Source organism: Parendozoicomonas sp. 2304DJ65-17, assembly GCF_058148445.1.
In genome coordinates, this window is the sequence record NZ_JBYVJV010000001.1 from 270,733 (window position 1) to 294,425 (window position 23,693).

28 protein-coding genes are annotated in these 23,693 nt (G+C 47.0%); 14 read left to right on the forward strand and 14 right to left on the reverse strand.

The window, feature by feature from the left end:
* Nucleotides 1-57: 57 nt before the first annotated feature.
* The 6 genes from ACY2RR_RS01230 to ACY2RR_RS01255 all read right to left on the reverse strand — a co-directional run bounded on the left by ACY2RR_RS01230 (nt 58) and on the right by ACY2RR_RS01255 (nt 4,316).
* Entirely contained in the window at nt 58-618 is a 561-nt protein-coding gene (locus ACY2RR_RS01230; RefSeq protein ID WP_490106309.1) for a YbhB/YbcL family Raf kinase inhibitor-like protein, read from the reverse strand.
* A gap of 84 nt (nt 619-702) precedes the next feature.
* Entirely contained in the window at nt 703-1,509 is an 807-nt protein-coding gene (locus ACY2RR_RS01235; protein WP_490106310.1) for a helix-turn-helix transcriptional regulator, read from the reverse strand.
* A 113-nt stretch (nt 1,510-1,622) separates the two neighbouring features.
* Nucleotides 1,623-1,868: a molybdopterin synthase sulfur carrier subunit gene (gene moaD, locus ACY2RR_RS01240; RefSeq protein ID WP_490106311.1), complete on the reverse strand. Its 246-nt coding sequence runs from the start codon at nt 1,866-1,868 to the stop codon at nt 1,623-1,625.
* A 12-nt stretch (nt 1,869-1,880) separates the two neighbouring features.
* Nucleotides 1,881-2,363 carry a cyclic pyranopterin monophosphate synthase MoaC gene (gene moaC, locus ACY2RR_RS01245; RefSeq protein ID WP_490106312.1) on the reverse strand — a complete coding sequence of 161 codons (483 nt, stop codon included), beginning with the start codon at nt 2,361-2,363 and terminating at the stop codon, nt 1,881-1,883.
* A 1-nt stretch (nt 2,364) separates the two neighbouring features.
* A complete protein-coding gene (gene moaB, locus ACY2RR_RS01250; protein ID WP_490106313.1) occupies nt 2,365-2,892 on the reverse strand; it encodes a molybdenum cofactor biosynthesis protein B in 528 nt (175 codons plus the stop codon).
* Nucleotides 2,893-2,975: 83 nt separating this feature from the next.
* Nucleotides 2,976-4,316 carry a serine/threonine-protein kinase gene (locus ACY2RR_RS01255; protein ID WP_490106314.1) on the reverse strand — a complete coding sequence of 447 codons (1,341 nt, stop codon included), beginning with the start codon at nt 4,314-4,316 and terminating at the stop codon, nt 2,976-2,978.
* Between the two features lie 257 nt (nt 4,317-4,573).
* On the opposite strand from ACY2RR_RS01255, the gene ACY2RR_RS01260 reads away from it, so the two are divergent.
* The 9 genes from ACY2RR_RS01260 to ACY2RR_RS01300 all read left to right on the forward strand — a co-directional run bounded on the left by ACY2RR_RS01260 (nt 4,574) and on the right by ACY2RR_RS01300 (nt 11,587).
* Complete coding sequence (locus ACY2RR_RS01260; protein WP_490106315.1) at nt 4,574-6,814, forward strand: DUF1631 domain-containing protein; 2,241 nt, start codon at nt 4,574-4,576, stop codon at nt 6,812-6,814.
* A 41-nt stretch (nt 6,815-6,855) separates the two neighbouring features.
* Nucleotides 6,856-7,221, forward strand: coding sequence for a hypothetical protein (locus ACY2RR_RS01265; protein ID WP_490106316.1), 366 nt, complete (start codon nt 6,856-6,858; stop codon nt 7,219-7,221).
* Between the two features lie 87 nt (nt 7,222-7,308).
* Nucleotides 7,309-7,827: a GNAT family N-acetyltransferase gene (locus ACY2RR_RS01270; protein ID WP_490106317.1), complete on the forward strand. Its 519-nt coding sequence runs from the start codon at nt 7,309-7,311 to the stop codon at nt 7,825-7,827.
* A gap of 55 nt (nt 7,828-7,882) precedes the next feature.
* Nucleotides 7,883-8,737 carry an alpha/beta hydrolase family protein gene (locus tag ACY2RR_RS01275; protein WP_490106318.1) on the forward strand — a complete coding sequence of 285 codons (855 nt, stop codon included), beginning with the start codon at nt 7,883-7,885 and terminating at the stop codon, nt 8,735-8,737.
* Between the two features lie 32 nt (nt 8,738-8,769).
* Nucleotides 8,770-9,129: a DOPA 4,5-dioxygenase family protein gene (locus ACY2RR_RS01280; protein WP_490106319.1), complete on the forward strand. Its 360-nt coding sequence runs from the start codon at nt 8,770-8,772 to the stop codon at nt 9,127-9,129.
* Nucleotides 9,130-9,134: 5 nt separating this feature from the next.
* Nucleotides 9,135-9,791, forward strand: a complete 657-nt coding sequence (gene bluB, locus ACY2RR_RS01285; protein ID WP_490106320.1) for a 5,6-dimethylbenzimidazole synthase — start codon at nt 9,135-9,137, stop codon at nt 9,789-9,791.
* Between the two features lie 66 nt (nt 9,792-9,857).
* A complete protein-coding gene (locus ACY2RR_RS01290; RefSeq protein ID WP_490106321.1) occupies nt 9,858-10,253 on the forward strand; it encodes an OsmC family protein in 396 nt (131 codons plus the stop codon).
* Between the two features lie 85 nt (nt 10,254-10,338).
* The gene (locus ACY2RR_RS01295; RefSeq protein ID WP_490106322.1) at nt 10,339-10,617 is read left to right on the forward strand and encodes a hypothetical protein; all 279 of its coding nucleotides are present in this window, start codon (nt 10,339-10,341) and stop codon (nt 10,615-10,617) included.
* Between the two features lie 109 nt (nt 10,618-10,726).
* Nucleotides 10,727-11,587 (forward strand): DMT family transporter, encoded by an 861-nt coding sequence (locus tag ACY2RR_RS01300; RefSeq protein WP_490106323.1) that lies wholly within the window; start codon nt 10,727-10,729, stop codon nt 11,585-11,587.
* On the opposite strand, the gene ACY2RR_RS01305 is transcribed toward ACY2RR_RS01300, so the two are convergent.
* Nucleotides 11,584-12,072: a pilin gene (locus ACY2RR_RS01305; protein WP_490106324.1), complete on the reverse strand. Its 489-nt coding sequence runs from the start codon at nt 12,070-12,072 to the stop codon at nt 11,584-11,586. The two genes, ACY2RR_RS01300 and ACY2RR_RS01305, sit on opposite strands and share 4 nt — an antisense overlap.
* A gap of 188 nt (nt 12,073-12,260) precedes the next feature.
* On the opposite strand from ACY2RR_RS01305, the gene ACY2RR_RS01310 reads away from it, so the two are divergent.
* The gene (locus tag ACY2RR_RS01310; protein WP_490106325.1) at nt 12,261-12,650 is read left to right on the forward strand and encodes a hypothetical protein; all 390 of its coding nucleotides are present in this window, start codon (nt 12,261-12,263) and stop codon (nt 12,648-12,650) included.
* Nucleotides 12,651-12,671: 21 nt separating this feature from the next.
* On the opposite strand, the gene mobA is transcribed toward ACY2RR_RS01310, so the two are convergent.
* Nucleotides 12,672-13,262 (reverse strand): molybdenum cofactor guanylyltransferase, encoded by a 591-nt coding sequence (gene mobA / locus ACY2RR_RS01315; RefSeq protein WP_490106326.1) that lies wholly within the window; start codon nt 13,260-13,262, stop codon nt 12,672-12,674.
* 465 nt (nt 13,263-13,727) lie between these two features.
* Between mobA and ACY2RR_RS01320 the strand changes: the two genes are divergently transcribed.
* Nucleotides 13,728-14,399: a hypothetical protein gene (locus tag ACY2RR_RS01320; RefSeq protein WP_490106327.1), complete on the forward strand. Its 672-nt coding sequence runs from the start codon at nt 13,728-13,730 to the stop codon at nt 14,397-14,399.
* Here ACY2RR_RS01320 and ACY2RR_RS01325 read toward each other — a convergent pair.
* Nucleotides 14,329-15,744 (reverse strand): aminotransferase-like domain-containing protein, encoded by a 1,416-nt coding sequence (locus ACY2RR_RS01325; RefSeq protein ID WP_490106328.1) that lies wholly within the window; start codon nt 15,742-15,744, stop codon nt 14,329-14,331. The two genes, ACY2RR_RS01320 and ACY2RR_RS01325, sit on opposite strands and share 71 nt — an antisense overlap.
* Nucleotides 15,745-15,889: 145 nt before the next feature.
* On the opposite strand from ACY2RR_RS01325, the gene ACY2RR_RS01330 reads away from it, so the two are divergent.
* Together ACY2RR_RS01330 and ACY2RR_RS01335 are read left to right on the forward strand one after the other, a co-directional pair.
* On the forward strand, nt 15,890-16,486 hold the full coding sequence (locus ACY2RR_RS01330; protein ID WP_490106329.1) for a LysE family translocator: 597 nt from the start codon (nt 15,890-15,892) through the stop codon (nt 16,484-16,486).
* A 68-nt stretch (nt 16,487-16,554) separates the two neighbouring features.
* Complete coding sequence (locus ACY2RR_RS01335) at nt 16,555-18,120, forward strand: hypothetical protein (protein WP_490106330.1); 1,566 nt, start codon at nt 16,555-16,557, stop codon at nt 18,118-18,120.
* A 50-nt stretch (nt 18,121-18,170) separates the two neighbouring features.
* On the opposite strand, the gene ACY2RR_RS01340 is transcribed toward ACY2RR_RS01335, so the two are convergent.
* Both ACY2RR_RS01340 and ACY2RR_RS01345 read right to left on the reverse strand, forming a co-directional pair.
* Entirely contained in the window at nt 18,171-19,544 is a 1,374-nt protein-coding gene (locus ACY2RR_RS01340) for a multicopper oxidase family protein (protein WP_490106331.1), read from the reverse strand.
* A 75-nt stretch (nt 19,545-19,619) separates the two neighbouring features.
* Nucleotides 19,620-21,077: an aminotransferase-like domain-containing protein gene (locus tag ACY2RR_RS01345; protein WP_490106332.1), complete on the reverse strand. Its 1,458-nt coding sequence runs from the start codon at nt 21,075-21,077 to the stop codon at nt 19,620-19,622.
* 143 nt (nt 21,078-21,220) lie between these two features.
* On the opposite strand from ACY2RR_RS01345, the gene ACY2RR_RS01350 reads away from it, so the two are divergent.
* On the forward strand, nt 21,221-21,412 hold the full coding sequence (locus ACY2RR_RS01350) for a DUF1127 domain-containing protein (RefSeq protein WP_490106333.1): 192 nt from the start codon (nt 21,221-21,223) through the stop codon (nt 21,410-21,412).
* Nucleotides 21,413-21,418: 6 nt separating this feature from the next.
* Here ACY2RR_RS01350 and ACY2RR_RS01355 read toward each other — a convergent pair whose 3' ends face one another.
* Genes ACY2RR_RS01355 through ACY2RR_RS01365 form a run of 3 tightly spaced genes read right to left on the reverse strand, consistent with a single transcriptional unit; the run spans nt 21,419 to nt 23,685 of the window.
* Nucleotides 21,419-22,036, reverse strand: a complete 618-nt coding sequence (locus ACY2RR_RS01355; RefSeq protein WP_490106334.1) for a trimeric intracellular cation channel family protein — start codon at nt 22,034-22,036, stop codon at nt 21,419-21,421.
* 35 nt (nt 22,037-22,071) lie between these two features.
* The gene (locus ACY2RR_RS01360; protein WP_490106335.1) at nt 22,072-22,881 is read right to left on the reverse strand and encodes a hypothetical protein; all 810 of its coding nucleotides are present in this window, start codon (nt 22,879-22,881) and stop codon (nt 22,072-22,074) included.
* Nucleotides 22,882-22,896: 15 nt separating this feature from the next.
* Nucleotides 22,897-23,685: an aldo/keto reductase gene (locus ACY2RR_RS01365; protein WP_490106336.1), complete on the reverse strand. Its 789-nt coding sequence runs from the start codon at nt 23,683-23,685 to the stop codon at nt 22,897-22,899.
* Nucleotides 23,686-23,693 lie beyond the last annotated feature (8 nt).

Genomic DNA, 23,693 nt, shown 5'->3' on the forward strand with positions numbered 1-23,693 from the left:
AAAAAGCCTCTCTGTAAATAAACCAGAGAGGCCCTCAACTCTTATTTATTCCTGAAATCAGTCGCGCTTGTACAATGCTTCAATAGTGCTTGTTGCCAGTGTGTGAGCATTAACCATATAGCCGGTTAGTGCACCCGAAGCACCTTCAGGCAGCTCCAATTTTTTTGATAACGCATGAATTGTAAACTGGTAACGATGAACTCCATGCCCTTGGGGAGGGCAGGCACCACCAAAACCCTTCACACCATAGTCATTGGCGATATGACTGCTTCCCTCTGGGAGTGATGCCTTATCCGCACTGCCCGCACCTGCAGCTAAAGAAGTTACGTTCTTGGGAATATTCACAACCTGCCAATGCCACCAGCCGCTTCCCGTTGGAGCATCAGGGTCGTAAGCCATAATGGCAAAAGCTTCTGTGCCCTCAGGAGCACCAGACCATGAGAGCTGAGGAGATGTATTACCACCGGAACAACCAAACCCCTGAAACTCCTGAGCCTTGCTCATAAATTTCCCGGAAGCTATATCGTTACTCTCCAGAGAAAACGTGCTGGCAAACGCTGCATTTGAAACCAGAAGAGAAAAGAACAGTGCCTGTGTTTGAGTGAATGTTTTCATCATCGTCCCCTGCCTGCTGTTAAGTGTGGGCTTATGATAAAAGCCTCACTCTGAGGCGTTTAGCTCAAAACCAGTCAATCATTCGCCTCAAACGATCACATGGGATTTCCTGAGTTCGGTTGGGGTAATACCAAAGAGTTGTTTGAATTTATCAGTAAAACGGGATTGCGATTGATACCCACATTGTTCGGCAATTCGCCCGATAGAATCTTTACTGCTCTGCACGAGATGGAGACCATAACCAAGTTTGGCACTGTCTTTTATCGACTGAAAACTGCTTCCTTCCGCAGATAGTTTTCTCCGCAACGTAGATTCACTCATCGCCAGCTCTGCAGACAACCAGTCAGCATTAAGATCATCAGCAACATGAGTACTTATTATGTCGTACACCTTGTGAGTCAAGCTGGGAGGCTCTACGACTGTAGTTACTTGTTCATAACCAGAAAGATAAAGCAGCTTAAGAATTTCCTGACGGCGAACTGGCCACATTTCTTTTGGGACTGATGATGACCAGTGAACAAACTGCTGCAACGTCATTTCCAGTGCCGAATCGATTTGCCCGCAAAAAAACGTCTCAGCTTCTTCGGCTTTCGATTCAAAGCATTGAAAGTCCTGGTAATCAAACTCAACCACCAGCGCACAGTATTCCGGGCCAACAGGAATATTCCTCATTTCCAGAGCCGAGCTGTTGGAGAGAAAAACAAAACCGCCTTCCCGGCATTCAATCTCACAGTCTCTCCCAAGAACCTTGCACCCTTTCAGAATACACACCATTGTTGGTTTAATGATGGGTACATTGAGTAAGCGTTGCTCACCAATGGCTGAATAAATCGAGAAGGGTAGCTGCTCACCGTTTGCCAGCTGTTGTTTTGCCGTATCAATAAGGTGCTGCATAAATTGCTCGTGAACCAGAGAAAGGTTCTGTGATCAATGGTTGTCTGCAACCATATAAAAAAGCCGCTCTGGTTCAAAGCGGCTTTTACAAATGCGAGTTTCGATTTTGGCTATCAGCCGCCAGTTACCGGTGGGAAAAATGCAACCTCATCACCATCATTAATGGCAGCAGAATCCTTGGTCATTACCTGATTAACAGCAACCAGAGTTTTGCGATCCTGCAATGTTGTTTTCCACAGCTCACCGCGCTCTGCCAACTCGGCTTTCAGAGCAGTGATATCTGCAGCCTGTGAATCCAGCTCCAGCTGGTCACATCCTAAACGGTCGCGATAGCTGGCAAAGAAAAGAACTTTAATCATAAATAACGCCTTCTATTCAGCATCCGCGATGTAGTGGCCGCTCTTGCCGCCGCTTTTTTCCAACACGCGCACGCCGTCAATACACATAGCTTTGTCCACAGCCTTACACATATCAAAGATGGTCAGCGCAGAAACAGACGCAGCTGTTAAAGCTTCCATCTCAACACCGGTTTTACCACTTAAGCGACAACAGGTTTCAATACGAATACGGTTGTGTTCTGGCTGTAACTCAAACTCAACGCCAATAAAGTTCAGCATCAGAGGATGGCAGAGCGGAATCAGATTGCCACACTGTTTGGCTGCCTGAATGCCGGCAATGCGGGCAACAGACAAAACATCGCCTTTTTTCAGGCCATTTTCCTGTACCAGCTGCAATGTTGCAGGAGCCATAGAGATATAAGCCTCAGCTCTGGCTTCACGGCTGGTGTTGTCTTTTTCACCAACATCCACCATCCGTGCTTCGCCGCCTTCAGCGGTATGGGTCAGATGACTCATATTATTCACTCTTGCCCGGCTTTAGCTGTTCAACAAAGTTACAAGGGCGGTGACGACTGTCGAGCTGCTCACGAATCACCTGTTCCCAGGCAGTTTTGCAGCCGTTATTGGAACCGGGCATAACAAAAACAATGGTGCCATTGGCAAGACCGGCAACAGCGCGGGACTGGATGGTAGAAGTACCAATCTGCTCGAAGGACACCTGACGGAACAATTCACCATAACCGTCTACAACTTTATCAAACAAAGGCAGAACAGCTTCAGGAGTGCTGTCGCGACCAGTAAAGCCAGTACCGCCAGTGATCAGTACTGCCTGAATGTCTTCAGAGGCAATCCAGCGAGAAAGCACAGCTCGAATCTGGTAAATATCATCAATGACAATGGCCTTGTCGCCCAGCTTGTGTCCGGCGGCTTTAACGCCTTCTACCAGCAGGTGACCAGAAGTGTCAGTTTCTTCTGTGCGAGTATCGGAAACCGTTAATACCGCGATAGACAGGGGTATAAATTCTGCAATCTTTTTATGGGCCATAACTGCAATCCACTGGATCAAAAATTCACAGGCAAGCCTGCCAGAAATAGCAAAAAATAGCAGCTTAAAAGAGAGGGTTGTTTCTAGAGGCCACCGACAAGTTTTCTAAACCATTTTGATAATACTTTTTGAACCCCGTTTTGCTGAACCTCAGGTTCTTCAACAGCCTTTCCCTGAAGAGCTTGTTTAGCCTGAGCAGGGGTAAATCTTTTTGAAGGATCAAATTGCAACATTCCCGTAAGCATAGCTACCATACGATCAGCTTCCTCTTGGGTTAGCGAAGGGATTCTTGTTGGGTTAATACGCTTAGTTAACCATGGACCCAGATCGCGACTTCTTAAAACGGGTAATGCGTTAGTGAAAAACTCATCCGCATTTTTTCCGGGAAAACGTAAATAATCCTGGCCTGTTATCATTTCGTAGAAAAGACAACCTGTTGAAAACACATCCGCAGCTTCATCATAACCTTCTCTCGTCTCACCTATCGTCAGAGCCATAACTTCAGGAGCCACGTAACCTGGTGAACCAGAAGGTTCCGACATCTTTGAAAAAGGCTTCTTCTCAACGGCTATGCCGAAATCAACAATGCGAACCTGACCATCCCCTTGGTCAATCAGTATATTATCCGGTTTGATATCCCGGTGAATGATGCCCTTACCTTTCAGGTATTCGAGCCCATCCAGAACCTGTGAGCATACATTATGGCGATGCTGCGCTTGTTCCCTTTGATCAGACTTTAGCGCAGCACGTATGTCACGCTCTGTTCCTCCAACTTTATACTGCGGCAAAGGTTTATTGAGAGCCTTGAAAAACTCTGTAAGAGTTGTGCCTCCATACTCCATATACATGGTCTGTTTGAATAATGAAGCTTTGTGTTTTCTGGTAGCTTTTACAATATTTGGATGGTTTAAACGCTGGAGTAATTTCTCTTCCTTTCTGAATGCTCGATACTCAGACCAATCACCTTTTACGAGGTTTTCTTTCCGGACACTGACAGGCCCAGAACCCTCAGGAGAGACAGTGTCTACAGTGCCATAATTCCCCGCACCAACATTTTCAATCACCTGCATTTCAGAATCTTTTTTGGTGATCTGTACCGCTTCAATGCCATCGGGGAGTTTTTCCGACTTATGAACCTTTTCTTTTTCTTCATCTCGAAAGCGTTGATAAGCCAGCATCTTTTTAACCCGTTCCGGGTTAGCAATATGACGTATCTCTCTTATCTCAAGGGGAGTATCAACTTTGGCTGAATTCCCCTCACTTCCACTTTGAGGTGGAGTTTCACGCCCCAGTACGCTTTTTACCAGAGCCACCAGCCTTGGCCCCCAACTCCGGGGATCATAGGATTTCCTTTGGCTTTTCGGTGGTTGAGCCCCAGCCACCTGTGGCTGAACGCCCATCCTTTGATCAACTTGACCTGGCATATCCGCTATCCCTGCCTGCACACTTCTAATATAGCCAGCCAGCTTCAAGTCGGCTCCAGAGTCACAATGTGACGTTTTCTGTCCACCAGTGTGTGAATCAGATCCCGTTATCGATATTCACCATTAGTCACGGCCAACGAATGCAGACATAATGTTGAAAAAAACATGCCACTTTAATTACTCCGCTTTAGCAGGATCCTCACTCTGAGGCGTAAGCAGGATTCGGTTGAGATAAGTGGTCAGAGCGGAGACTTCCAATGTCTGCAGCAGAAAACGTCATATCTTTAGCCAAAAGAGAGCGATCTCAGCAGTCTGCCCCTCAGAGCAGACCTGAGGTGAAATTGCCTGAAACTGTTAAAAAGCTTCGGGATACCAGCTGGCAGGGGCTGAAAACTTCTCTTAATACGTTTTTCCAGAAGGCAGACGATCACTTTTTTGAACTGTCCAATAAGAGTTCAGATGGTGATAACCACAACCTCTATTTTGAACTGATGCGGGAAATCAGGGTTCAGAAAAGCGCCGTTCTTGAAGATATGGAGCAAACCCTCAGCGCGGCCTTTGATCATCTGGGCATTCCCCCTCAAGAAAAGAATGAAACAGCATCTGGCCAATGGTCCGTTGATGATCTCGCGATTGTGGAAAATGATGAACTGGAAGAACAAGTTGCCCTCAACGCCATGATCGCTCTGGGTAACGAACGTTGCGGTGAAGCTTTACAGCATCTGACCCTGCGCCTAGATAGCCTCCTGCCCATTAAGGTTTATCAAAAGAACAACCCTCTGGCTCCAGAAAGCATCTGCGGTGCTTTTATCAAGTCCACCAAAGCACTGGACTGCGATATCAAGGGCCGGATTACACTGTTCAAATTGTTTGAAAGAACTGTTGTCGCCAAACTGGATACTCTTTGTGAAGCCAGTAACTCATTACTGACCGAACAAAATGTGCTTCCTTCCCTGAAGCAGGATTTGCAGGAATCACAAACCCGGCAACAATCCCAGGCAAGCAACCAGCAGCCTATTTATGACCAGGAAGCAGGTCGCATAGCCAATATTCCTGAGCAAGAATTGCCACAGGCTATTCGCCAGCTGGTGACTGCCAGCCAGCCGCAACCAAATGAAAATTCTGTCAGCTCAACGGAGCTGATGAAAATTCTTTCTCAGCTCCAACAGAATCAGCCACAGCTGCAGGCATCACCCAGTCCTCGTGTACAAATGCAGGAATTGATTCAGTCTCAGAATCAATCTCTGGATATGAAGCAGGATGAAAATGATGTTATCAATCTGGTAGGTATGCTGTTTGAGTTTATTCTGGATGACCGCACTTTACCCGCCCCCATGAAGGCTGTGTTGGGGCGTATGCAGATTCCATTGATAAAAGTCGCTCTTAATGATCACACTTTCTTCAGTAAAAAAGGTCATTCAGCCCGCCGTCTGCTAAACGAAATGGCTACAGCCGCTCTCGGGTGGCAGGAAAGCGGTGGTAGTAAAGACAAGCTGCTGGGAAAGATGGAAGATATTGTTCAGTATCTTCTGAACGACTTTGATATGGATGCCAGTATTTTTGACGACCTGCTGGCAGACTTCACTCTGTTCAACTCTCAGGAACAGCGTCGTTCAGACCGCCTTGAACAACGCATGCTTGATGCTGAGCAAAAGCAGGCCAAGGCTGATGCTGTTCGAAATATTGTAAAAAGTACCATTACCCACCTGATTGGTGACAAGAATGTTCCACAAGCTGCCCTCGCCATTCTCGAGCAGGGCTGGCAGAACGTAATGTTCCTGACTGCACTGAACAAAGGCACCAAGAGCGCGGAATGGAAAGTGCAGCTGAAAACAGTTCATGAACTTATCTGGAGTGTTACTGCTCCGATGAACCAGGCCAATCGTGCCAGATTACAGAAGATCAGCCCACAGATTGGTGCTCGATTAAAAGCTGGACTGGAGAGCATTTCCTTTGACCCTTTCCAGAGAGCCGACCAGTTCAAAGCTCTGAAGGCAGTGTATATTGAGCGGGTAAAAGCAGCGCAGGCCAACGAGAAAGCTGCGAAGGCTAGAGCCCATGGAGAACCTGCTTCCGCTACTGTTATTGATATTTCAGAAATTGATAATTCCTCGGAGTTCGGTACAACACCTGACAGCTTCCATTCTGTTCCAGAGATTCCAGAAAATCTGAAGCCCGTTCAAGACGAAACTCCAGAAGTAGACGAGAATGACCCGTTCCTGAAACAGGTTGATAAGCTCGTAGCTGGGAGCTGGTTCGAGATGCAGGGCCCTGACCGCAGATTCCGCTGCCGCCTTGCCGCTGTACTAAAAGCTACTGGAAAATATATCTTTGTGAATCGCACAGGTATGAAGGTTGCTGAAAACAACCGTTATGAGTTGGCTAAGACTCTACGTAATGGCGAACTAAAGCAGCTGGATGATGGCATGTTGTTTGACCGTGCGCTGAAAGCAGTAATCACAGACCTCCACCGTTCAGGAAAAGGGGTTAGTGCATAAATCTCCTACACTGAATAAAACCCAGTGTCAGAGACAACCTCATGCAGGAACTCAAGTTCCACCATGTTGGTATTCCAACTAAAGAGCCGTTACCCGACGATTGCTATAACAAGCAATTAAACTTCTACGCAACCGGCTATTTTGAATCCCCCTACGGCATTGAGTGGATGAATTACCCTTCATCCAACGATTTGCCAGACATTATCAAAACCCAGCCGCACGTCGCCTTTACCGTTAATAATCTTCAGGACGCAATTCAGGGAAAAGAGGTTATTCTCGGGCCGGAAAGCCCTGCTGAAGGTGTCACTGTTGCGTTCATTCTGGATGGAAGAGATCTGGTTGAACTGATTCAATTTGATAAACCAGAAGAAGAAATCTGGCCCCACCCCAACAAATTTAAAATATGATGATGCATTATTGATTTGCACCACAACACAATAACCTTCAGATAGGCAACATAACCGCCCCGCAACCAAACGGCGTAATTTGATTTCATGGACATTCCCCAGATAGAGACGGATCGCTTAATTCTCAGAGGTTTTCGTGAAGCTGATTTTCCAGCTTACGCACAGTGGTGCGCCAACCCGGAATTCATGAGATATATTGGCTCACAAAAGCCCATAAGCAGGGAAGATGCCTGGCGCAGTATGGCGATGGTTGTTGGCCACTGGCAGTTAAGAGGTTTTGGTTTCTGGGCTCTTGAAGAAAAAGCTACCGGAGAACTGGTTGGCCGTGCAGGCCTTTTTGAACCTGAAGGCTGGCCAAGCACTGAAGTAGGCTGGGGACTCGCCCCAAACCACTGGGGCAAAGGCTATGCGACAGAAGCCGCCAAAGCAGCAGTAAAGTGGGGTTTCGAGAATACGGATAACGATGAACTTATCAGCCTTATCTTCCCGGACAATCTCCCTTCAATAAAAGTATCTGAAAGAATTGGCCAGACCTTTTCCAGAAACTTCGATTTTCACGGTAATGAAATAAGTATCTACAGCCTTTCCCGTTCTGTCTTAGAATAACCGTCCATCGTCTAATAAGCCGATATAGACCAATAAGAAAGAGGCTTGCTTGATCATGTCAGAACAACAGACAGTTGCGTGTGAAGACAATTATCCACTGTTGATAAACTTTCATCCGTCAGCAAATCCCAAAGGCACTGTGATCATCGCCAGTGCCATTGGAGTTTCCCAAACCTACTACCAGCGTTTTGCAGACTTTCTGGTGGAAAGTGGTTTTCACGCAATCACATTTGATTACCGCAACACTGGCCAGAACAGAAGTTCATCAAACGCCTCAGCGTTGAACCTTTCTGACTGGGGCACCCAGGATATTGAAACTGTTATCCAGTTCGCCCTCACCAAAAACCTTCCCACTTATCTTGTTGGACACAGTATTGGCGGGCAGTTGCTCGGCCTCGCACCTTCAGCAAAAGAGTTGAAGAAGATGGTGTTTGTTGCTTCATCGGCTCCCTACTGGAAGCGCTGGCCAGCCCCGGAGAATTTAAAAATCCTGTTTGCTGCCAAAGTTCTGTTCCCACTTATTGCTGGCTTTACCAAACAGTTTCCAACCAAGTCATTGGGGCTGGGCAACCAGCCTATTCCCTCACCTTACATCAGTCAGTGGTCCCGATGGATGACCAAGCAGGATTACCTGTTTCAGGATGTGTTTAATCTGGACACAAGCCATTACCAAAATATTAAGGGCGATATTCTTTCTCTTGGTTTTAGCGATGATAATCTTGCGCCTGAAACCAATATTGAATATTTGTTGCGCTTCTTCTCCGGTGCTAACCCTTCCTTAAAAATTCTGAGCCCTGCAAACCTTGGAGTAAAGGCCGTTGCCCATACCGGATTCTTCCGAGACAGCCTGAAAGAAAACTTATGGAAAAGTGTACTGACCTGGATTGAAAGTGGGGAGTTTGAGGAATAAGGTTCGCCGGGATACTGAGCAATGAGGTCTCGATGAACACTGTTAAACGCCCTGTTAATTGCCATAAGGCTTATCACGCCCATGTTTATTTTGATAAGCAGACTTTGGAATTCGCAGAAACGCTTTGCCTTGAAGCTGGCAGACTCTTCGGTTTAAAAGTTGGGCGTGTTCACCAAAAGCTCGTTGGCCCGCACCCTCAGTGGAGTTGCCAGATCACATTTTCACACAAGAGCTTTGATGATCTTGTTCCCTGGCTGGATAAAAACCGGGAAGATCTCAGCATTCTGGTTCATGCCCTGACCGGCGATGACTTTAAAGATCACACTGAGTTCGCCTACTGGCTGGGAGACAGTCTCACTCTTGATCTCAGCGAGTTCTCCCCACAGACATAACGCTTATGACTATTACTGAATCCGAAAGAGATGCTCTCTATAAAACTATTTTTTCCCGGCGCGACGTTCGGGGAGAGTTTCTCAATAAACCTGTTCCGGAAGATGTTTTAAAACGCATTCTGAAAGCTGCACACCATGCGCCCAGTGTCGGCTTTATGCAGCCGTGGGATTTTATTGTTGTTCAGGGCCCGTCCACTAAACAGGCAATTAAGGAAGGGTTCCAGCAGGCACATGAAGAATCTGCTGAAATGTTTGATGACGAGCGGAAACAACAATATAACGCCCTTAAACTGGAAGGTATTCTCGAAGCGCCTTTGGGAATCTGTGTAACCTGCGATCGCTCCAGAAATGGCCCTGTTGTATTAGGACGCACTATCAAGCCAGAAATGGATTTGTACAGTTCGGTCTGTGCCATACAAAACCTGTGGCTGGCTGCCCGGGCTGAAAATCTTGGGGTTGGCTGGGTCAGTATTATTCATGATCATGTACTGCGCACCGCACTGAACATTCCCGACAGTATCGATATCATCGCTTACCTGTGTGTGGGGTATGTCAGCCAGTTTCATGAAAAGCCAGAACTGGAGAAACGGGGTTGGCTGCCACGCCGAAGCCTAGAGGCGGCTATTCATTACGAATCCTGGCCCGAAGACTTGGTTGAATAATTCCGGTACACAGTAAACCTATTTGGTAATATCCAGCTCCTTTTCACCAAATATTACGTTGTTTTTATGAGTATTGAGGTTTGCTGGACCAAGGACTGTGAGTTCACAATTACCACAGAAAAAGGATTCCAGCTTTCTGCCGATGCAGAAAATGTTAACGCCCCCTGCCCGACCGAAATTCTACTTTCCGCTCTGGGCAGCTGCAGTGCTACCGATGTAGTCACGGGCTTGCAGGAGCAGGGAGTTAAGATTGAAAGCTTTACCAATCAGGTGTCCTACGAATTAACCGACGCCAGCCCCCGGCTTTATAAGAGTGCCAACCTTCACTTTATTGTTAAGGCCGATTCGGTATCCGGTTCCCAGATCACCACCGCTGCGAACAATGCGATTCAAAAGTATTGCCATGTATGCCTGATGTTGCAGCCTAACATCACAATTACCCACAGTTACGAAATTCTTTAAATAATTAAGTCTCTGCATCAAAAAGACCCGGCTTTTTACCGGGTCTACTCTATAACTGTCCTGGTTAATTCAAATGGAGAGTTCTATGTCCCTGAAAGCCTACACCCTGAACGAGAATGGCGAAAAACAATTCATTGATTGCAACGGCGAACTCTTTATTGATTTGGGTGACGGCACAAGTCTGGAACTTTATCTGAAGCCTCATCCTAAAAAGCCAAACCCTAATGCCTTAGCCATTTTTTCACGATTAACTGAGAGTGTTGGTAAAGAGGAAAAGCCCTACACGCCAGCTCCGGTTCTTCAGATAACGCCCGGAGCTGCCAATGTTATTGATATTTCCACCATTGTTATTGGCAAAAAATGAGCACCTCATTCTGAGGGTTTGTTCTTCATTGCTGCTGTTAACAGGTTTATTCGGAGCGTAAGCTAGTCATCTGAAACTGCATACTGATATCGCTCCAGGATAATATTTTGTGAATGCTGCAAACTGGATGGTCGGCACAATCGCCTCTTTCTGCCTCATGGCGGTGGGAGCCAGAGAATTAAGTGACCACCTTTCAACCATTGAAATTCTGTTCTTCCGTAGTGTGGTTGGCTTGGTAATTATGGGGCTGGTATTTCGGTTTCAGCTTTTCAATATTCTGCGCACACAGCGTTTAAAGCTTCACCTTGTAAGAAATCTGACCCACTTTGTCGGCCAGTATTGCTGGTTTCTGGGTATCGCTCTGCTACCACTAGCAGAGGTTGTAGCAATCGAATTTACTGTACCAATTTGGACGGCGATTATTGCGGCCCTGTTTCTTAAAGAGCAGCTCACGCCCCGCAAAATTGCGTCCATTACCTTAGGGTTTATCGGTGTGCTGATTATTGTGAAACCCGGTATTGAAGTGATTCAAACATCAACACTGATCATGCTGGCTTCAGCGCTCTTTTACGCAATGGCTCACTCATCCACCAAGGCTCTTACCTCATCAGAAAGCGTTGCCACTGTAGTGTTATTTATGTGCGTTGTTCAACTACCTGTAGGATTAGTCTTCTCCCTGCCGGACTGGACATGGCCCACCTTGATCCAACTGCCATGGATCGTTGTTGTAGGTGTTTCCGCACTGTCAGCTCATTACTGTATGACCAGAGCTATGCAGTGTGCAGAAGTAACAACTGTTTTAACTCTGGATTTTTTACGCCTGCCAACCATGTCTGTGTTAGGTGCATGGCTGTATAGCGAAGATATTAATATTTCATTATTGATTGGCGGGATTGTGATGTTATTGGGCAACCTGCTGAACAGCTATCGCCCAACAACATCAAAAGAGAAGCGCGAACTTAAAGGCTAGTCGGGGCAAACGTCCTGACAATCTCTGGGGAGATATTTATCAGGTATCACCCGGTATCCGGAATGCTGGCAGCAATTCCAGGCAATATTGCTATCTCTATCGAATCGTCCACTGAAAATAATTGCCTGATCAGAATTCCACCCCTCATAAAAATCCTGGGGATAGACATGCATGTACTGGCCACCGTTAGGGTGCTTCCAAAACTCTATATCTCTTACATATTCTGAGTTGATTGAATCTTTGCGGTTATCGATAACAGTTCCATGTACAGAGAAATGTTCGTAAGCCTCTTTCTTATAACCTTCAGCCAAATTAATAACTTCAGTAAATTTCGCCCGGCTGCTGTAAACGGTATATTGCGTGATAGCCATAGCCGCAAGTATTCCCACTACAGCCACTGCCACCATCAGTTCAATGAGGGTAAATCCTTTCCCCCCTGTCACGGTGTTACTTCGCTTTCTTCCTTGAGAAAAATCCTTATCCATATTGCTCCCTGCCCTGAGAGTTACCTATCCAATTTATGGTAGTACAACCTCAACCCTCTTATTTACTCTTTAAATATCATAGAGTTATAGCTCTCCACATTTCTCTACATAAGCCCTCTCTTAATTACCATCGGGCTTCGCTATAATTCCTTCCTGTTTTATTGCCTGTACACATCAACGAGTTCCTTATGTCTCAACCCACCGAAACCGGTATCAGCCAATCCACCCGCGAAGCTGTCGTGAACAAAATCACTGATAGCCTGAAGGGGCTCTACCCTCTGGCTCAGGGCGCAGACGAGCAGCTGGAGATGCTGAAAAAGCAGAATAAGGGAAAGTTCTCAGCCATCTTCCAGAAAGATTCCCCTTTCACCGCAAATTCGGACCGCTTTCTGCCCTATATGGTGGAAGTGGCCAATGAGATGACCGAGCTTTTAAAGGTGGATGACGCTGCTTACGTAGAGTCCCTGAAACAACTGATGCATAAAGTTCAGCTGCTTCATGAAGTATTAACTCAGTTCCATGCCATCAAAGACGAAAAGAAAGAACAGCCTGAACAGAAAGAGCAGCCCGTTCATTAAGAAGCTGCAGATGTGGAGAGCTTAATTCTCTCCACTTAAACAAGCCTGCCACTCTTCCGGAGTGTTGGTATTGGAAAAACAATCCTGATGATTATCAGGCTTAGGTAAAGAAACACCTCCCAGCTTTTCAAACAACCGCCACAACGCATAATTACGACGATTTTCGCTGGTAATAGCCGCCTCAACAGCTTGCATTACGTCCTGATTAACCGGCAATAACAGTGGCAGAGAATAGTCCAGGTATTGCACAGGGTGGGAGCCATCAAACTTATCAGCCAGTTGTATTAAATGCTCTGGTCGAAGCAATGGCATATCCACCGGGATAATAAGAAGCGCCGGTGTTTTACAAACTTTCAACGCAGCATGAATACCTGAAAGTGGTCCGCGTCCAGGATAGATATCAACAACAGAGTTAAGCGACTCCCCCGGACGGTTCACCAACACGTTATCAGCCCCGGCAACCTTCAGGGTTTCTTCCATATGTTTATAAAGGGGCTTTTCTCCCCACAACAGCATGGCTTTATCTTCCCCCATTCGAGAAGACTGACCGCTGGCAAGAACAACACCAGTCCAGGCAAGCGAAGAGGTAATTTGTGATTTCAACACAGTCATAGAGTCACAAGTTAATGAGAAACCTGTGAGATGTTAAGGCTCCAGCTTCTGGATGCAAATCTATTGCGCAATTGAAACAGCTACAGTTCGGCACCGGTAAATATTTTTAAGACTTTCTGAACAAGCAGCACTGGTCAAAGGGGAGGATTCAGATGGGTCATCTTCAACATCCCCAGTCGCGCTCGACTCTGGTGATGGTATTGACTCGACAACCTCAACAAAGGTGGTTTTTCTCCGGCCACTTTTGCCCTCCGGAGCAGGGGCCAGAAAATCCTGAAAAGCTTCAGCGGGTAAACAGAACCATTTGGTGCGCCTCTGGGGGCTTCCGGCCTCGACATAGCATCCCTGCCTGCATCCTTCTCTTGTTTCATATTAGAAGACAAAAGGGCTAACCCAATGGTTATGAGCATTTTTTACCGCTGGGACTCTATAAGAAATCACCAAAACAATTAAGGAGCTAACAGTATGTGTTCGCCCCCAAAAAACTATGACACTACTTCTGCCTGCTCTGGAAATCCTACTAGACAGGAAAAAACTTCTAGCCAGCACATCCCCGGTTCTTCATGGAATGCATTGCAGTTCGATCCAGGTACTTATATCAATGGAAATGGCGGGCACTTCCCAGACAGGGACTGGGGCAATATAGCTGCAAAGCCTATAGCAATGAGAACCACAAAACCTTCGTATCTGTCAGCCTCTGCGGGGTTTGGGGCGGCCATGGATCATCAAAGTACACGTTGCTATTTCAAATCTCGCTCAGTACCTGGTGACCTGATTGAAGAAAGTGGATGTATTGAGACCATTCGCTCAATGCTGGTGATTGGCACTTCCGCTAATGCCATTTTATCGACGGCAGCGTCTGTTTTAAAGAACACCACAGAAAGAGATGCTCCACTGCTGGATAGAGAAAAGAAAAATCTCTTTCACGAGATAGATCGGTCCATCAAAATGGATAGTTCGCAAAAGGAAAAGCTTAAAGCTATGTACAAACAAGCTATAAAGTTTTCTCCCAAGCCGGAACCTCAACCAATATCCGGCACCGTCTCAGATCAAGCCAACGTAAGCTCTACAAAAGACCCGTCGGCTCTGGAACCTGATGAAGAAGATCTCTTAGATTCTGCAGACCTTTTTTCATAGTCTCTCTATGAGTTGGTGCACTGAATGCAATTCGAACTGCCGGGGGAACGGAATATCCCGGCGGAACAAACAGTTCTCCCGATTTAACACTTAACCCGGCAACTGAACAGGCCTGCATAAAACCGCCCAACCCCCAATATTCCGGTAGTGGTAACCAGCCATGAAAGCTCCCCGTCTGAGCCTGTATCCCAAAATCACCAAGGTATTGATGAACAAGCTGGTAACGTTCCTGCATTTCTTTTCGGATGAATTCCAGAGCCTGATCTGCTGCACCATTTTCCATCAGCTCGCACGCCACTCCGATAAGCAACGGACTCACCATCCAGCACTGGTTCTGGATGGTCATAGTCAGGCGTTTAGTCATTTCCTCAGGCATCTGCACAAACCCGACTCTTAAACCAGGAGCAAGACATTTCGACAAGGAGCCAATATGCACAACCTGCTCGGGATCAATATTCACTAGAGGTTCCGTATGCTCCAGAGGTTGCAGACCATTAACCTCATCTTCGATTAAATACACGCCATGACGTTTACAGACTTCCAGGATATCTTTTCGTCTTTGATCTCCCATGGTGACCGTTGTCGGATTCTGAAGGGTTGGAGTGGCATAGACAAAACGTGGGTTATATTGCTTACAGGCATTGTCCAGAGATTCAGGAATTAATCCCTGCTCATCCATATCTACGGGTTTAAGAGTGAGATGGTGCTGACGGGCAAGATTAATCAGCCCCGGATAGGTGAGTTTCTCCACCAGCAGAGTATCACCATTGCGGCAGAACGCTGACAATACCAGCTGCATGGCATTCTGGGCTCCGGAAGCAAACCGTACTCTTTCAGTATCCAGCAGAACATTATGCTTTTTCAGCCACCGGACCAGACATTGCCGGTGTTCCGCAAAGCCTTCGGGCGGCTGATATAACATCAGCTGATTAAGAGCTCCCGGATCAGCTGACAACCTGCTCATAGCCTGTTGCAAAATAGCACTGCGATCAAAACAAGGCGGCAGGTTGTAACCAAAATCAATCTGGTCACTATTTTCCTCAGTTTGAGCAAAATACCACCCTGGTACAGAACTGTTGCGCACATAGGTTCCAGCGCCAACTCTTGCCTCTACCAGTCCACGGCGCTCACTCTCAGCATAAGCTCGGGTCACTGTACCCACAGTAATACTCAGAGTATCAGCCAGAGAGCGATGAGTAGGTAGCTTGTCGCCTGCTTTCAGTTGCCCGGATGAAATATGAGCCGCAATGGCGTCAGCAATTCTCTTATAAATTGGTCCGGATTCATTTTGATCATCAAGGAATCGCTTCAGGCTGTTATTAAAACTGTCCTTATTGATTGTCATGGTGACAATAAAACCTTTGACGCTATTTTTATTCACTATTATTGTGCATTGTGTCGATTAAATAGAAACAAAACAACTCAATCAAAATAAAACAACAGATTGTATCGATACACTCATCGGTAATCATTCTGCGGAGGTGTTTGCCTTGGAATTACAGTTTTATCTTTCTGTGGCTGTTTTTGCCGCCACGATGACCGGCACCCCGGGCCCTAACAACATGATGCTGACGGCGTCCGGGGCAAATTTTGGATACCTGCGCACCCTCCCTCACATGCTGGGTATTTGCATGGGCATGTGTGTACTGATTCTTGCCATCGCTGCCGGGCTTGGTGTGATCTTTCAACGTTTTCCACTTGTTCAGGAAACCCTGAAATGGGTCGCAAGCATTTATCTGCTTTACCTGGCCTGGCGCATCGCATCATCTGCGCCACCCGAGCAAGTGGAAGCTTCTTCAAATCGACCAATGAACTGTTTTGAAGCCGCAGGCTTTCAGTTTGTGAACCCCAAAGCTTGGGTAATGTCCATTGCTGCTATTGGAACATTCTCCCTTTCCGGGGGTGACTACTGGAACTCGGCCTTTGTTATTGCTCTAATTTTTATGTTTGTCAGTTTTCCCTGTATCTCATTCTGGGCCGGGTTTGGATCACTTGTGGGGCGAATAATGAAAACACCCAGGCAATGGCGCCTGTTCAATGTCTTTATGGGGCTGGCGACAGCATCCTGCCTGTTATTTATCTGGTAAAGAAACTCTTAGAGGGGAGTCACAGCAGCCGATAGCCCTATCAGGCTTTCTACACTCTGGCTCCCGACATGCAATTCAGACGTTTTCTCCTTTTACTGACTCTGGGCTCAGCATTCCTTTCCGCTGATGATAAGCTTTCTCCAGCCTCCATTTATTTTGGCCATGTTCCCGCTGGATCAAGTGAGACTCGGAGTCTGAAAATCTGCAGTGAGCGTATACCGCCAACCACAAAGAAATTCTCCATCACAGGAGATTCCAGTGCTGTATTTCAAATCACCGAGATAATCCCTCAAGGAAGATGTCTGAGGCTATCTGTAACCTTTACCCCACCCGCACACCAACCAGAGCCTTACAAGGTTTACGGTCGTCCACCTGCTAGTGTGAAGGCGATTTATAAAGACGACGTGTTTTATAAAGGAAGTCGATTAACCGCTGTTGTCGGTGTAAAGAAAATCAATCTGGTTCCTGTTATGGGAACAGGTGTCAGCATTCAAGAATGGAATAACACAATTATTCCAGCAGGCTGGCGATACGCTGGGTACATTACCCACAGAACCCAAAATGCTCCCAACTGGGCAGAGAATCCTCGTCGTTCCTGGAACCACCTTGATACAACCCGGCTTATTGTCTCTGGCCGGCGCATGCTGGCAATTAACTTCCACAAACAAGAGCTGCAGGAGCTCTATATCAATCAACAAGGTATTCCTCTTCTGCCATTACTCAGAAGCGGAGCTTACGGTTCTCTAAACAGACCCCACTGGATGGCTTTTGATAAAAAGACCCAGACTCTTGCAACTCTGGGATTAACCGGTGAAACAATTATCTGGTCTAAACCCAAAAATAAATGGCGCTCAGCCTTCAAAAAATATGCTGATAATCAGGGCGTTCATACCAATATTCACCAATTCGACCCGGTGTTTGATAGTTCTGGCAACTGCCTGATTGCTCCCCATACCGATGGCCAGAGCCTGAGCCGCTTTTCCACAACCCCACTTCAGCCTCCCGAGGAACTGAGAGCTGAACCAATGCCTTCGGGTGTTTGGGGGCTTAGCAGCAGCCCTGAGCAGGCTTTCGCTTTTGCAGGAGCAAAAAACGATGAAATTTATGAGTGTTTTATCAGTAAAGACAGTTGCGAAATTCAGCGCTGTAATGAGCTGAAGCAAAGTAATCTCGAACGCCCCATGACTACTGCGTACAGCCCTGACGGCCACTGGCTGGCGGCGGCTTCCGGCTGTTATCAAAATAAGGAATGCACATTACTGAATGTGTGGGAAAGAGAAGATGGTGCTGTGACGACAGAAGAACCATTATCAACCCTTAATGAGCAATCATTTATTGGCCCACATCAGCTGAAGTTCCACAAGGATAACAAACAGTTGTTCTTACTAACCGGCAGTACCCTGAAAATCTTCACAATCTCTGATGAAGGAAGGATTAAACGGATTGGTAAATTCTCTCTGAATACCAACAGCCTGTACTTTAAATCTTATGTCGCAGGCTTACGCTCCATGGCTCTTAATGATGCCAATGATCGTCTCTATATTGGTGTAGGTGGCAGCGAAGGCGGATTTATTATGTTTGACCAGCTGTCTGATGGAAAAACCCGCTTTATTAATTCCTCACCCGAACCCTAAGAAAAATGTGCTTCACCGGACTTACCGGTGAGGCACACTCTTAACAGGCTTCAGGAAACTTCGATATATCCCATCAAGCCGGTTTTCATGTGTTCAATCACATGGCAGTGGTACATCCATCGACCGGGGTTATCTGCCACAAATGCACACCGTACCCGCTCATTCTTTTCCAGTAGAACGGTATCGGTATGAAACGGCGTGATTTTCTTTTTGCTGGAAGACAGCACCGTCCAGGTATGGCCATGCAGGTGTATGGGGTGCTTCACAGGTGTCACATTAGCCAGCTCAAAAATATACGTTTTTCCCAACTCCAGCTTTGCTAAAGGCTCAGGAATATTGTCTGCCGACATCCCCTCCCATGCTCGTTTATTCATAACCCAGAAGTCATGCTTTGACTTGCCGAGTTTATCCACAGGAGTAATGGCACCAGCCCACTCAAAAACAAAAGGAATGACTTCTGCGTCCTCAATATCGGGTTCCGGTAATGGGTTCAACGGAAGACGGGGCATGGATTTGCACAAAGGCATCCCCATATCAGCGGTTTTCAGTGTCATCAAATCAAAGAACAATTTGCCTTTGCCATTTTTGACTTTCACCTCTTTGCCTATTTCATCGGGAGCCCTGAAAGCAATATCGACTCGCATCCCCGGAGCAATATCGTAATGCTCTAGTTTAGTGGGCTGGGCAATAGGATTACCGTCTCGCGCAATCACCCAAGCTTCCAGTTCTTCAAGCTTCAATCGGTAAAGAACGGTGTTATCCACATTCAGAAAACGCAGCCGTACCCAGCCACCTGCTGGAATTGTTTCAACAGGTTTATGCTTTCCATTAACCGTTTGAAAACGACCAGGGGTTCCCATACGGGCCGCATAGCGGGGAATGGAAAACTCCGTAAACTGCCCCTGCTCATCGATATGCCAGTTCTTCAGGCACAGAGGAAGATCTGCATCAAATCGAGGTTCTTTCTTTTCCTCAACAATAATCGCTCCCACCAAACCTTTGCCAAGCTGAACGGTGCTGTTGACATGGGGGTGATACCAAAAAGTGCCAGCATCAGGCGGAGTAAACTCATAAACAAACTCTTCACCCGGCATGATTGGCGGCTGGGACAGAAACGGCACACCATCCATTTCAATAGGAATACGCAAGCCATGCCAGTGAATGGTTGTTGGCTCAGAAAGGTTATTCACAAATCGTATACGAATCGGCTCGCCCTGCTTAGCGCGGATAACTGTTGCGGGAAAACCACCATCAAAACACAAGGCTGGTGTGATATGGCCTGGAACAAGTTCGATATCTGCTGGTGCTGCAGTAAGGGTATATTCCCGATAAACCTTCTCTTCACTGACCAGCCAGCGCAGAGCTGGAATTCCCACTCCAAGAGCAACCGCGCCCTTTAAAAGATTTCGGCGTGAAACTGCCATTATTGTTCTACTACTCAAAATTGTTGTAGGGCGAGTCTACCGAATTAGCTAACCTGCTTAAACTTTCAGCGAGACTCAAACAACAGCTTCTTCTTGATCCTTTCTGGAAGTATTCAACGCCTGATAAACAAGCTTTCCCAAACGTTTCACCGCGTTATGATCAGACTCTTTGGCAATTGATCCAAAACAGAGGCGAATATAATTCTCATACTTACAATCAACAGTGAACATCGGCCCCGGGGCAATACTGATGCCATTAATCAACGCCTGGCGGGATAACTCCTTGGCATCCACCCCTTCAGGCAGCTCTATCCACAACAGAATTCCACCTTTCGGACAGGTCGCCCTAGTTCCTTCCGGAAAGTGTTTTTTTATTAATCCACGAACAACATCCCGCCTTTGCTGATAAAGCAGTTTTATACGGCGTAGATGCCGGTCGTAATCGCCACTCTGAAGAAACCTAGCAAGCGCCAGTTGAGGCAAAACAGGTGTAGTCAGGCTGGTAATATATTTCTGCTGTTCAACCTGTTCAAAGTAGCGACCCGGAACTATCCAGCCAACAGACAACCCCGGCGCGATTACTTTGGAAAAAGAGGACACCAGAATCACTCGACCATCGGTATCATAAGCTTTGATCGCCCGTGGACGACCTGGCCGGTAATCCAGCTCCGAATAAATATCATCTTCGATAAGGGCTATATCGTGTCGGCGCGCCAGCTCGACCATACGCTCTTTATTTTTCTTGGGCATAAAGCAACCCAGAGGATTACCAAAGTTCGGTGTAACCACACAGGCTTTCACATCCCACTGCTCCAATGCCATCTCCAAAGCGCCCATACTCATGCCATGTACAGGGTCGCAGGGAATCTCCAATGCCTTAAGATGCAGGGCTTCAAGGGCCTGAATAATGGCGTAATACGTTGGAGAATCTATCGCAACAATATCTCCCGGTTTGGTCACTGCCTGCAAAGCGCAGATAATAGCTTCCTGACAACCAGTGGTAATCAAAACATCCTGAGGCTTTGTATGACATCCGGCTCCCACCATCCGCCGGGCAATCTGTACCCGAAGTTCATCAACACCTTGCAACGCACCGTATCCCAAACCTGCAGGATTGGCAGCACGGGTCATATCTGCCAGATAGCGTTTCACGGGGGTAATCGAGCTTAAAGTCAGGTCTGGAGTCGCACGACCAAATTGATGGGGAATATCACCAGGATTATGGCTGGTAGAATTCAGAGCCAGACGCCACTGGGAAACATTACAGGGCACCAGCCTTGAACGGGTTAGCCGCGGAGGTTCATCCTGATCAGGCAAAGGGTCACATACAAAATATCCCGAGCGAGGGCGGGCCTCTACCCAACCTCTGCGCTCCAGTAAAAAGTACATCTGCTGAATCGTGGCAATACTGCGCTGCATCTGCCGGGATAGGTCACGAACGGAAGGTAAACGCTGGCCGGGCTGGAAAAGGCCACCACGTATCTGCTCCAGCAGTTTGTCTGCCGCAGCCTCATAGAGCTTGGGTCGTCCCATAAACATGACAGATTTGACCGTCAAAGACCATGACAGATCAAACCCACTCCCTTCTGTACTGTTTATTTTTCTAGTTATCTGAATCTGTCTCGAATAGTGTGCCAGCTTTAACCTTTACTCTCCACTGACAGGAGAGAAAAACAATGAACAGGAGTGAAGAGAGTCAGGTTAAGAACAGTGTTGCCCGCCGGATTGTTCGGCGCTACCACATCTGGAGAAGTCGCTCAAAGCAGCGTAAACAGCTAGCCACCCTGTCAGATCACATGCTCAAGGATATGGGCGTAACCCGTTATGAAGTGAGCAAGGAAGTTGAGAAGCCGTTCTGGCGGCCATAAATGAAGTCAGTGCCAGCTGTTATGGCGATAGTAAAACCGTGGCAACTCCCACTCTTTTACTATCGCTGCATAGCGGAAGGCAAAACCTAAAACAATTGTGAGTACAATACTGATCCAGCTGGGCAATTCCGTTTGTAACAAACCGATGTATAGCCAGGCTGCGGCAAAAGCAATACTTGCATAAAGTTCAGCGCGAAAGACCAGCGGCACCCGGTTACACATAACATCCCGAATAATTCCACCAAACACACCGGTGAAAACGCCCATTAACGCAGCAATAAACCAATTGTGGCCAAGAGCCAGTGTTTTCTGCACTCCAATAACTGTGAAGGTCATCAGACCTATCCCATCCAGAATAAGGAACGCTCTTCTGAGATAGCGCATCCAGCGGCTGATATAAATGGTGAGCATCGCGGCTGTGATAATTATGATCAGGAACAACGGATTGGCGACCCAAACCAGAGGGTAGTTTCCTATCAGTACATCACGGACTGAACCACCACCAATAGCTGTGCAGCAGGCAATAAAAATGACACCAACAGGATCCATATTCCTTCGGCCAGCAGCCAGTGCACCAGACATACCTTCAACAGTTATTGCCAGAATATAAAGAGCACCAAGCATGCCTGTTCCCGACCAGAATGTTGTAATGATTCTATTCAGTCTAGGAAAGGACGGACTAAACGTTGGGCAGGACCATAAAAAAATTCTGAGAGTTGTAATTTCTCTTTAGCGAAAGGATTCCAATAACCACCGTTCAACGTAAATAACTCTCCAGTTGGCAGACTGTTCTCATCCAACTCCATCAGAACAACATAAGAGTTTTCATCAAGAACACTGAGCAGCTCACCAGAGACAGAATCAAGACTGTCTTCCACATGAAGCAAAGTTACTTCTTCCGGCAAAACCACATCAACAGGGAATACCAGCTGTAAACTGGCAGTGGGAGAATGAACATAACCAGAGACTGGCCAGGTTAAAGGCTTACCTTCAAATCTGTAGCTTTCATCCGAATGTTCAAATAAAAAAATCGATGTCGTCACCGGAAGAAAAGACTGACGATCTAACTCATAAGGGTCAACCAAAGGCTGCCCTTCTGAGGAGTACCCAGAACACTGGTCACCGGAAAACGGCAGAACTTCTTCCATAAGTTCTGCCCAGGCGGTTGTTAATGGATTCGCCAGATGTTCCGTTGGCACATAGCCGGACACCAGCTTCAGAATTCCATTCTGCTCCACCAGCACCAATGCCCGACGCGAGCCATGGCGAATCGTCAACTGCAGTGAAACACCGAGATTAGCGAATACCTGCTTGCTTTCTTTTTCCTGAATGACTCCAGCCTTACGCAAGGCTTGAACTTCAGCAAAAGTGAGCAAATCACCGTAAGCGCAGATATCACCATCTGCGCTCAGGCTGACCCGGCAAGTACGGAAATGATCTGCAGGCTCCCTGCGCAGACATTGAGACATAGTTTTCCTGAAGCTTTAAAACGTCGCTTTCACAGCATCCACATTCTGGCGCATATGTTTCAGGTTAATAGTTCCCAAAACCGCGCTGGTCACGCCAGGATGTGAAAACACAAAATCCATACTGGCTTTCACCGGATCTTCGCCTTCACTGCAAAGATGTCCACTGGCCAAAGCCTTCTTTACCAGAATGGACTTATTGTGCTGATGTGCAAAGTCGAGCACAGCCTTTTCGCTCTGCTCATTCAGATTCCAGGTGACCATGGCACAGTCAGACTGTTCCAGAGCCAGAATGCCGCCTTCCACCGTTTTGGTAGACATGCCGCTGGCACGAATCAGCCCTTCTTTTTTCAGGTCTTCCAGCACTTCCAGACAACCATAACGACGAATCACATCAACATCATTGCCATCAGAATGCACCAGAACCATATCCACACAATCGGTGTTCAAACGCTTAAGGCTGCGCTCAACACTGAAACGGATATGTTCAGGAGTGAAATCAAAATGGGATTGCCCGTTTTCGAACTCTTCACCCACTTTACTGCAGATCACCCACTGGTCACGCTGCCCCTTAAGAAGCTTACCCAGACGCTCTTCACTGGTGCCGTAAGCCGGCGCAGTGTCCAGCAAGTTAATCCCCAGTTCTTGCGCCTGCGCCAGAAGGTTTAGAGCCTCAGCATCATCAGGAATTTTAAAAGAGCTTGGGTACTTCACCTGTTCATTACGACCAAGCTTTACCGTGCCAAAGCCAACGGCGGATACCTTAAGCCCGGTATCTGCAACAGAGCGCAGCCAGTGGTTTTCCATAGGTGAAT

Coding starts and splice junctions, on each gene's coding strand:
- ACY2RR_RS01230 (WP_490106309.1), bottom strand. CDS start 618: ATGATGAAAACATTCACTCAAACACAGGCACTGTTCTTTTCTCTTCTG.
- ACY2RR_RS01235 (WP_490106310.1), bottom strand. CDS start 1,509: ATGCAGCACCTTATTGATACGGCAAAACAACAGCTGGCAAACGGTGAG.
- moaD (WP_490106311.1), bottom strand. CDS start 1,868: ATGATTAAAGTTCTTTTCTTTGCCAGCTATCGCGACCGTTTAGGATGT.
- moaC (WP_490106312.1), bottom strand. CDS start 2,363: ATGAGTCATCTGACCCATACCGCTGAAGGCGGCGAAGCACGGATGGTG.
- moaB (WP_490106313.1), bottom strand. CDS start 2,892: ATGGCCCATAAAAAGATTGCAGAATTTATACCCCTGTCTATCGCGGTA.
- ACY2RR_RS01255 (WP_490106314.1), bottom strand. CDS start 4,316: ATGCCAGGTCAAGTTGATCAAAGGATGGGCGTTCAGCCACAGGTGGCT.
- ACY2RR_RS01260 (WP_490106315.1), top strand. CDS start 4,574: ATGTCTGCAGCAGAAAACGTCATATCTTTAGCCAAAAGAGAGCGATCT.
- ACY2RR_RS01265 (WP_490106316.1), top strand. CDS start 6,856: ATGCAGGAACTCAAGTTCCACCATGTTGGTATTCCAACTAAAGAGCCG.
- ACY2RR_RS01270 (WP_490106317.1), top strand. CDS start 7,309: ATGGACATTCCCCAGATAGAGACGGATCGCTTAATTCTCAGAGGTTTT.
- ACY2RR_RS01275 (WP_490106318.1), top strand. CDS start 7,883: ATGTCAGAACAACAGACAGTTGCGTGTGAAGACAATTATCCACTGTTG.
- ACY2RR_RS01280 (WP_490106319.1), top strand. CDS start 8,770: ATGAACACTGTTAAACGCCCTGTTAATTGCCATAAGGCTTATCACGCC.
- bluB (WP_490106320.1), top strand. CDS start 9,135: ATGACTATTACTGAATCCGAAAGAGATGCTCTCTATAAAACTATTTTT.
- ACY2RR_RS01290 (WP_490106321.1), top strand. CDS start 9,858: ATGAGTATTGAGGTTTGCTGGACCAAGGACTGTGAGTTCACAATTACC.
- ACY2RR_RS01295 (WP_490106322.1), top strand. CDS start 10,339: ATGTCCCTGAAAGCCTACACCCTGAACGAGAATGGCGAAAAACAATTC.
- ACY2RR_RS01305 (WP_490106324.1), bottom strand. CDS start 12,072: ATGGATAAGGATTTTTCTCAAGGAAGAAAGCGAAGTAACACCGTGACA.
- ACY2RR_RS01310 (WP_490106325.1), top strand. CDS start 12,261: ATGTCTCAACCCACCGAAACCGGTATCAGCCAATCCACCCGCGAAGCT.
- mobA (WP_490106326.1), bottom strand. CDS start 13,262: ATGACTGTGTTGAAATCACAAATTACCTCTTCGCTTGCCTGGACTGGT.
- ACY2RR_RS01320 (WP_490106327.1), top strand. CDS start 13,728: ATGTGTTCGCCCCCAAAAAACTATGACACTACTTCTGCCTGCTCTGGA.
- ACY2RR_RS01325 (WP_490106328.1), bottom strand. CDS start 15,744: ATGACAATCAATAAGGACAGTTTTAATAACAGCCTGAAGCGATTCCTT.
- ACY2RR_RS01335 (WP_490106330.1), top strand. CDS start 16,555: ATGCAATTCAGACGTTTTCTCCTTTTACTGACTCTGGGCTCAGCATTC.
- ACY2RR_RS01340 (WP_490106331.1), bottom strand. CDS start 19,544: ATGGCAGTTTCACGCCGAAATCTTTTAAAGGGCGCGGTTGCTCTTGGA.
- ACY2RR_RS01345 (WP_490106332.1), bottom strand. CDS start 21,077: ATGGGACGACCCAAGCTCTATGAGGCTGCGGCAGACAAACTGCTGGAG.
- ACY2RR_RS01350 (WP_490106333.1), top strand. CDS start 21,221: ATGAACAGGAGTGAAGAGAGTCAGGTTAAGAACAGTGTTGCCCGCCGG.
- ACY2RR_RS01355 (WP_490106334.1), bottom strand. CDS start 22,036: ATGCTTGGTGCTCTTTATATTCTGGCAATAACTGTTGAAGGTATGTCT.
- ACY2RR_RS01360 (WP_490106335.1), bottom strand. CDS start 22,881: ATGTCTCAATGTCTGCGCAGGGAGCCTGCAGATCATTTCCGTACTTGC.
- ACY2RR_RS01365 (WP_490106336.1), bottom strand. CDS start 23,685: ATGGAAAACCACTGGCTGCGCTCTGTTGCAGATACCGGGCTTAAGGTA.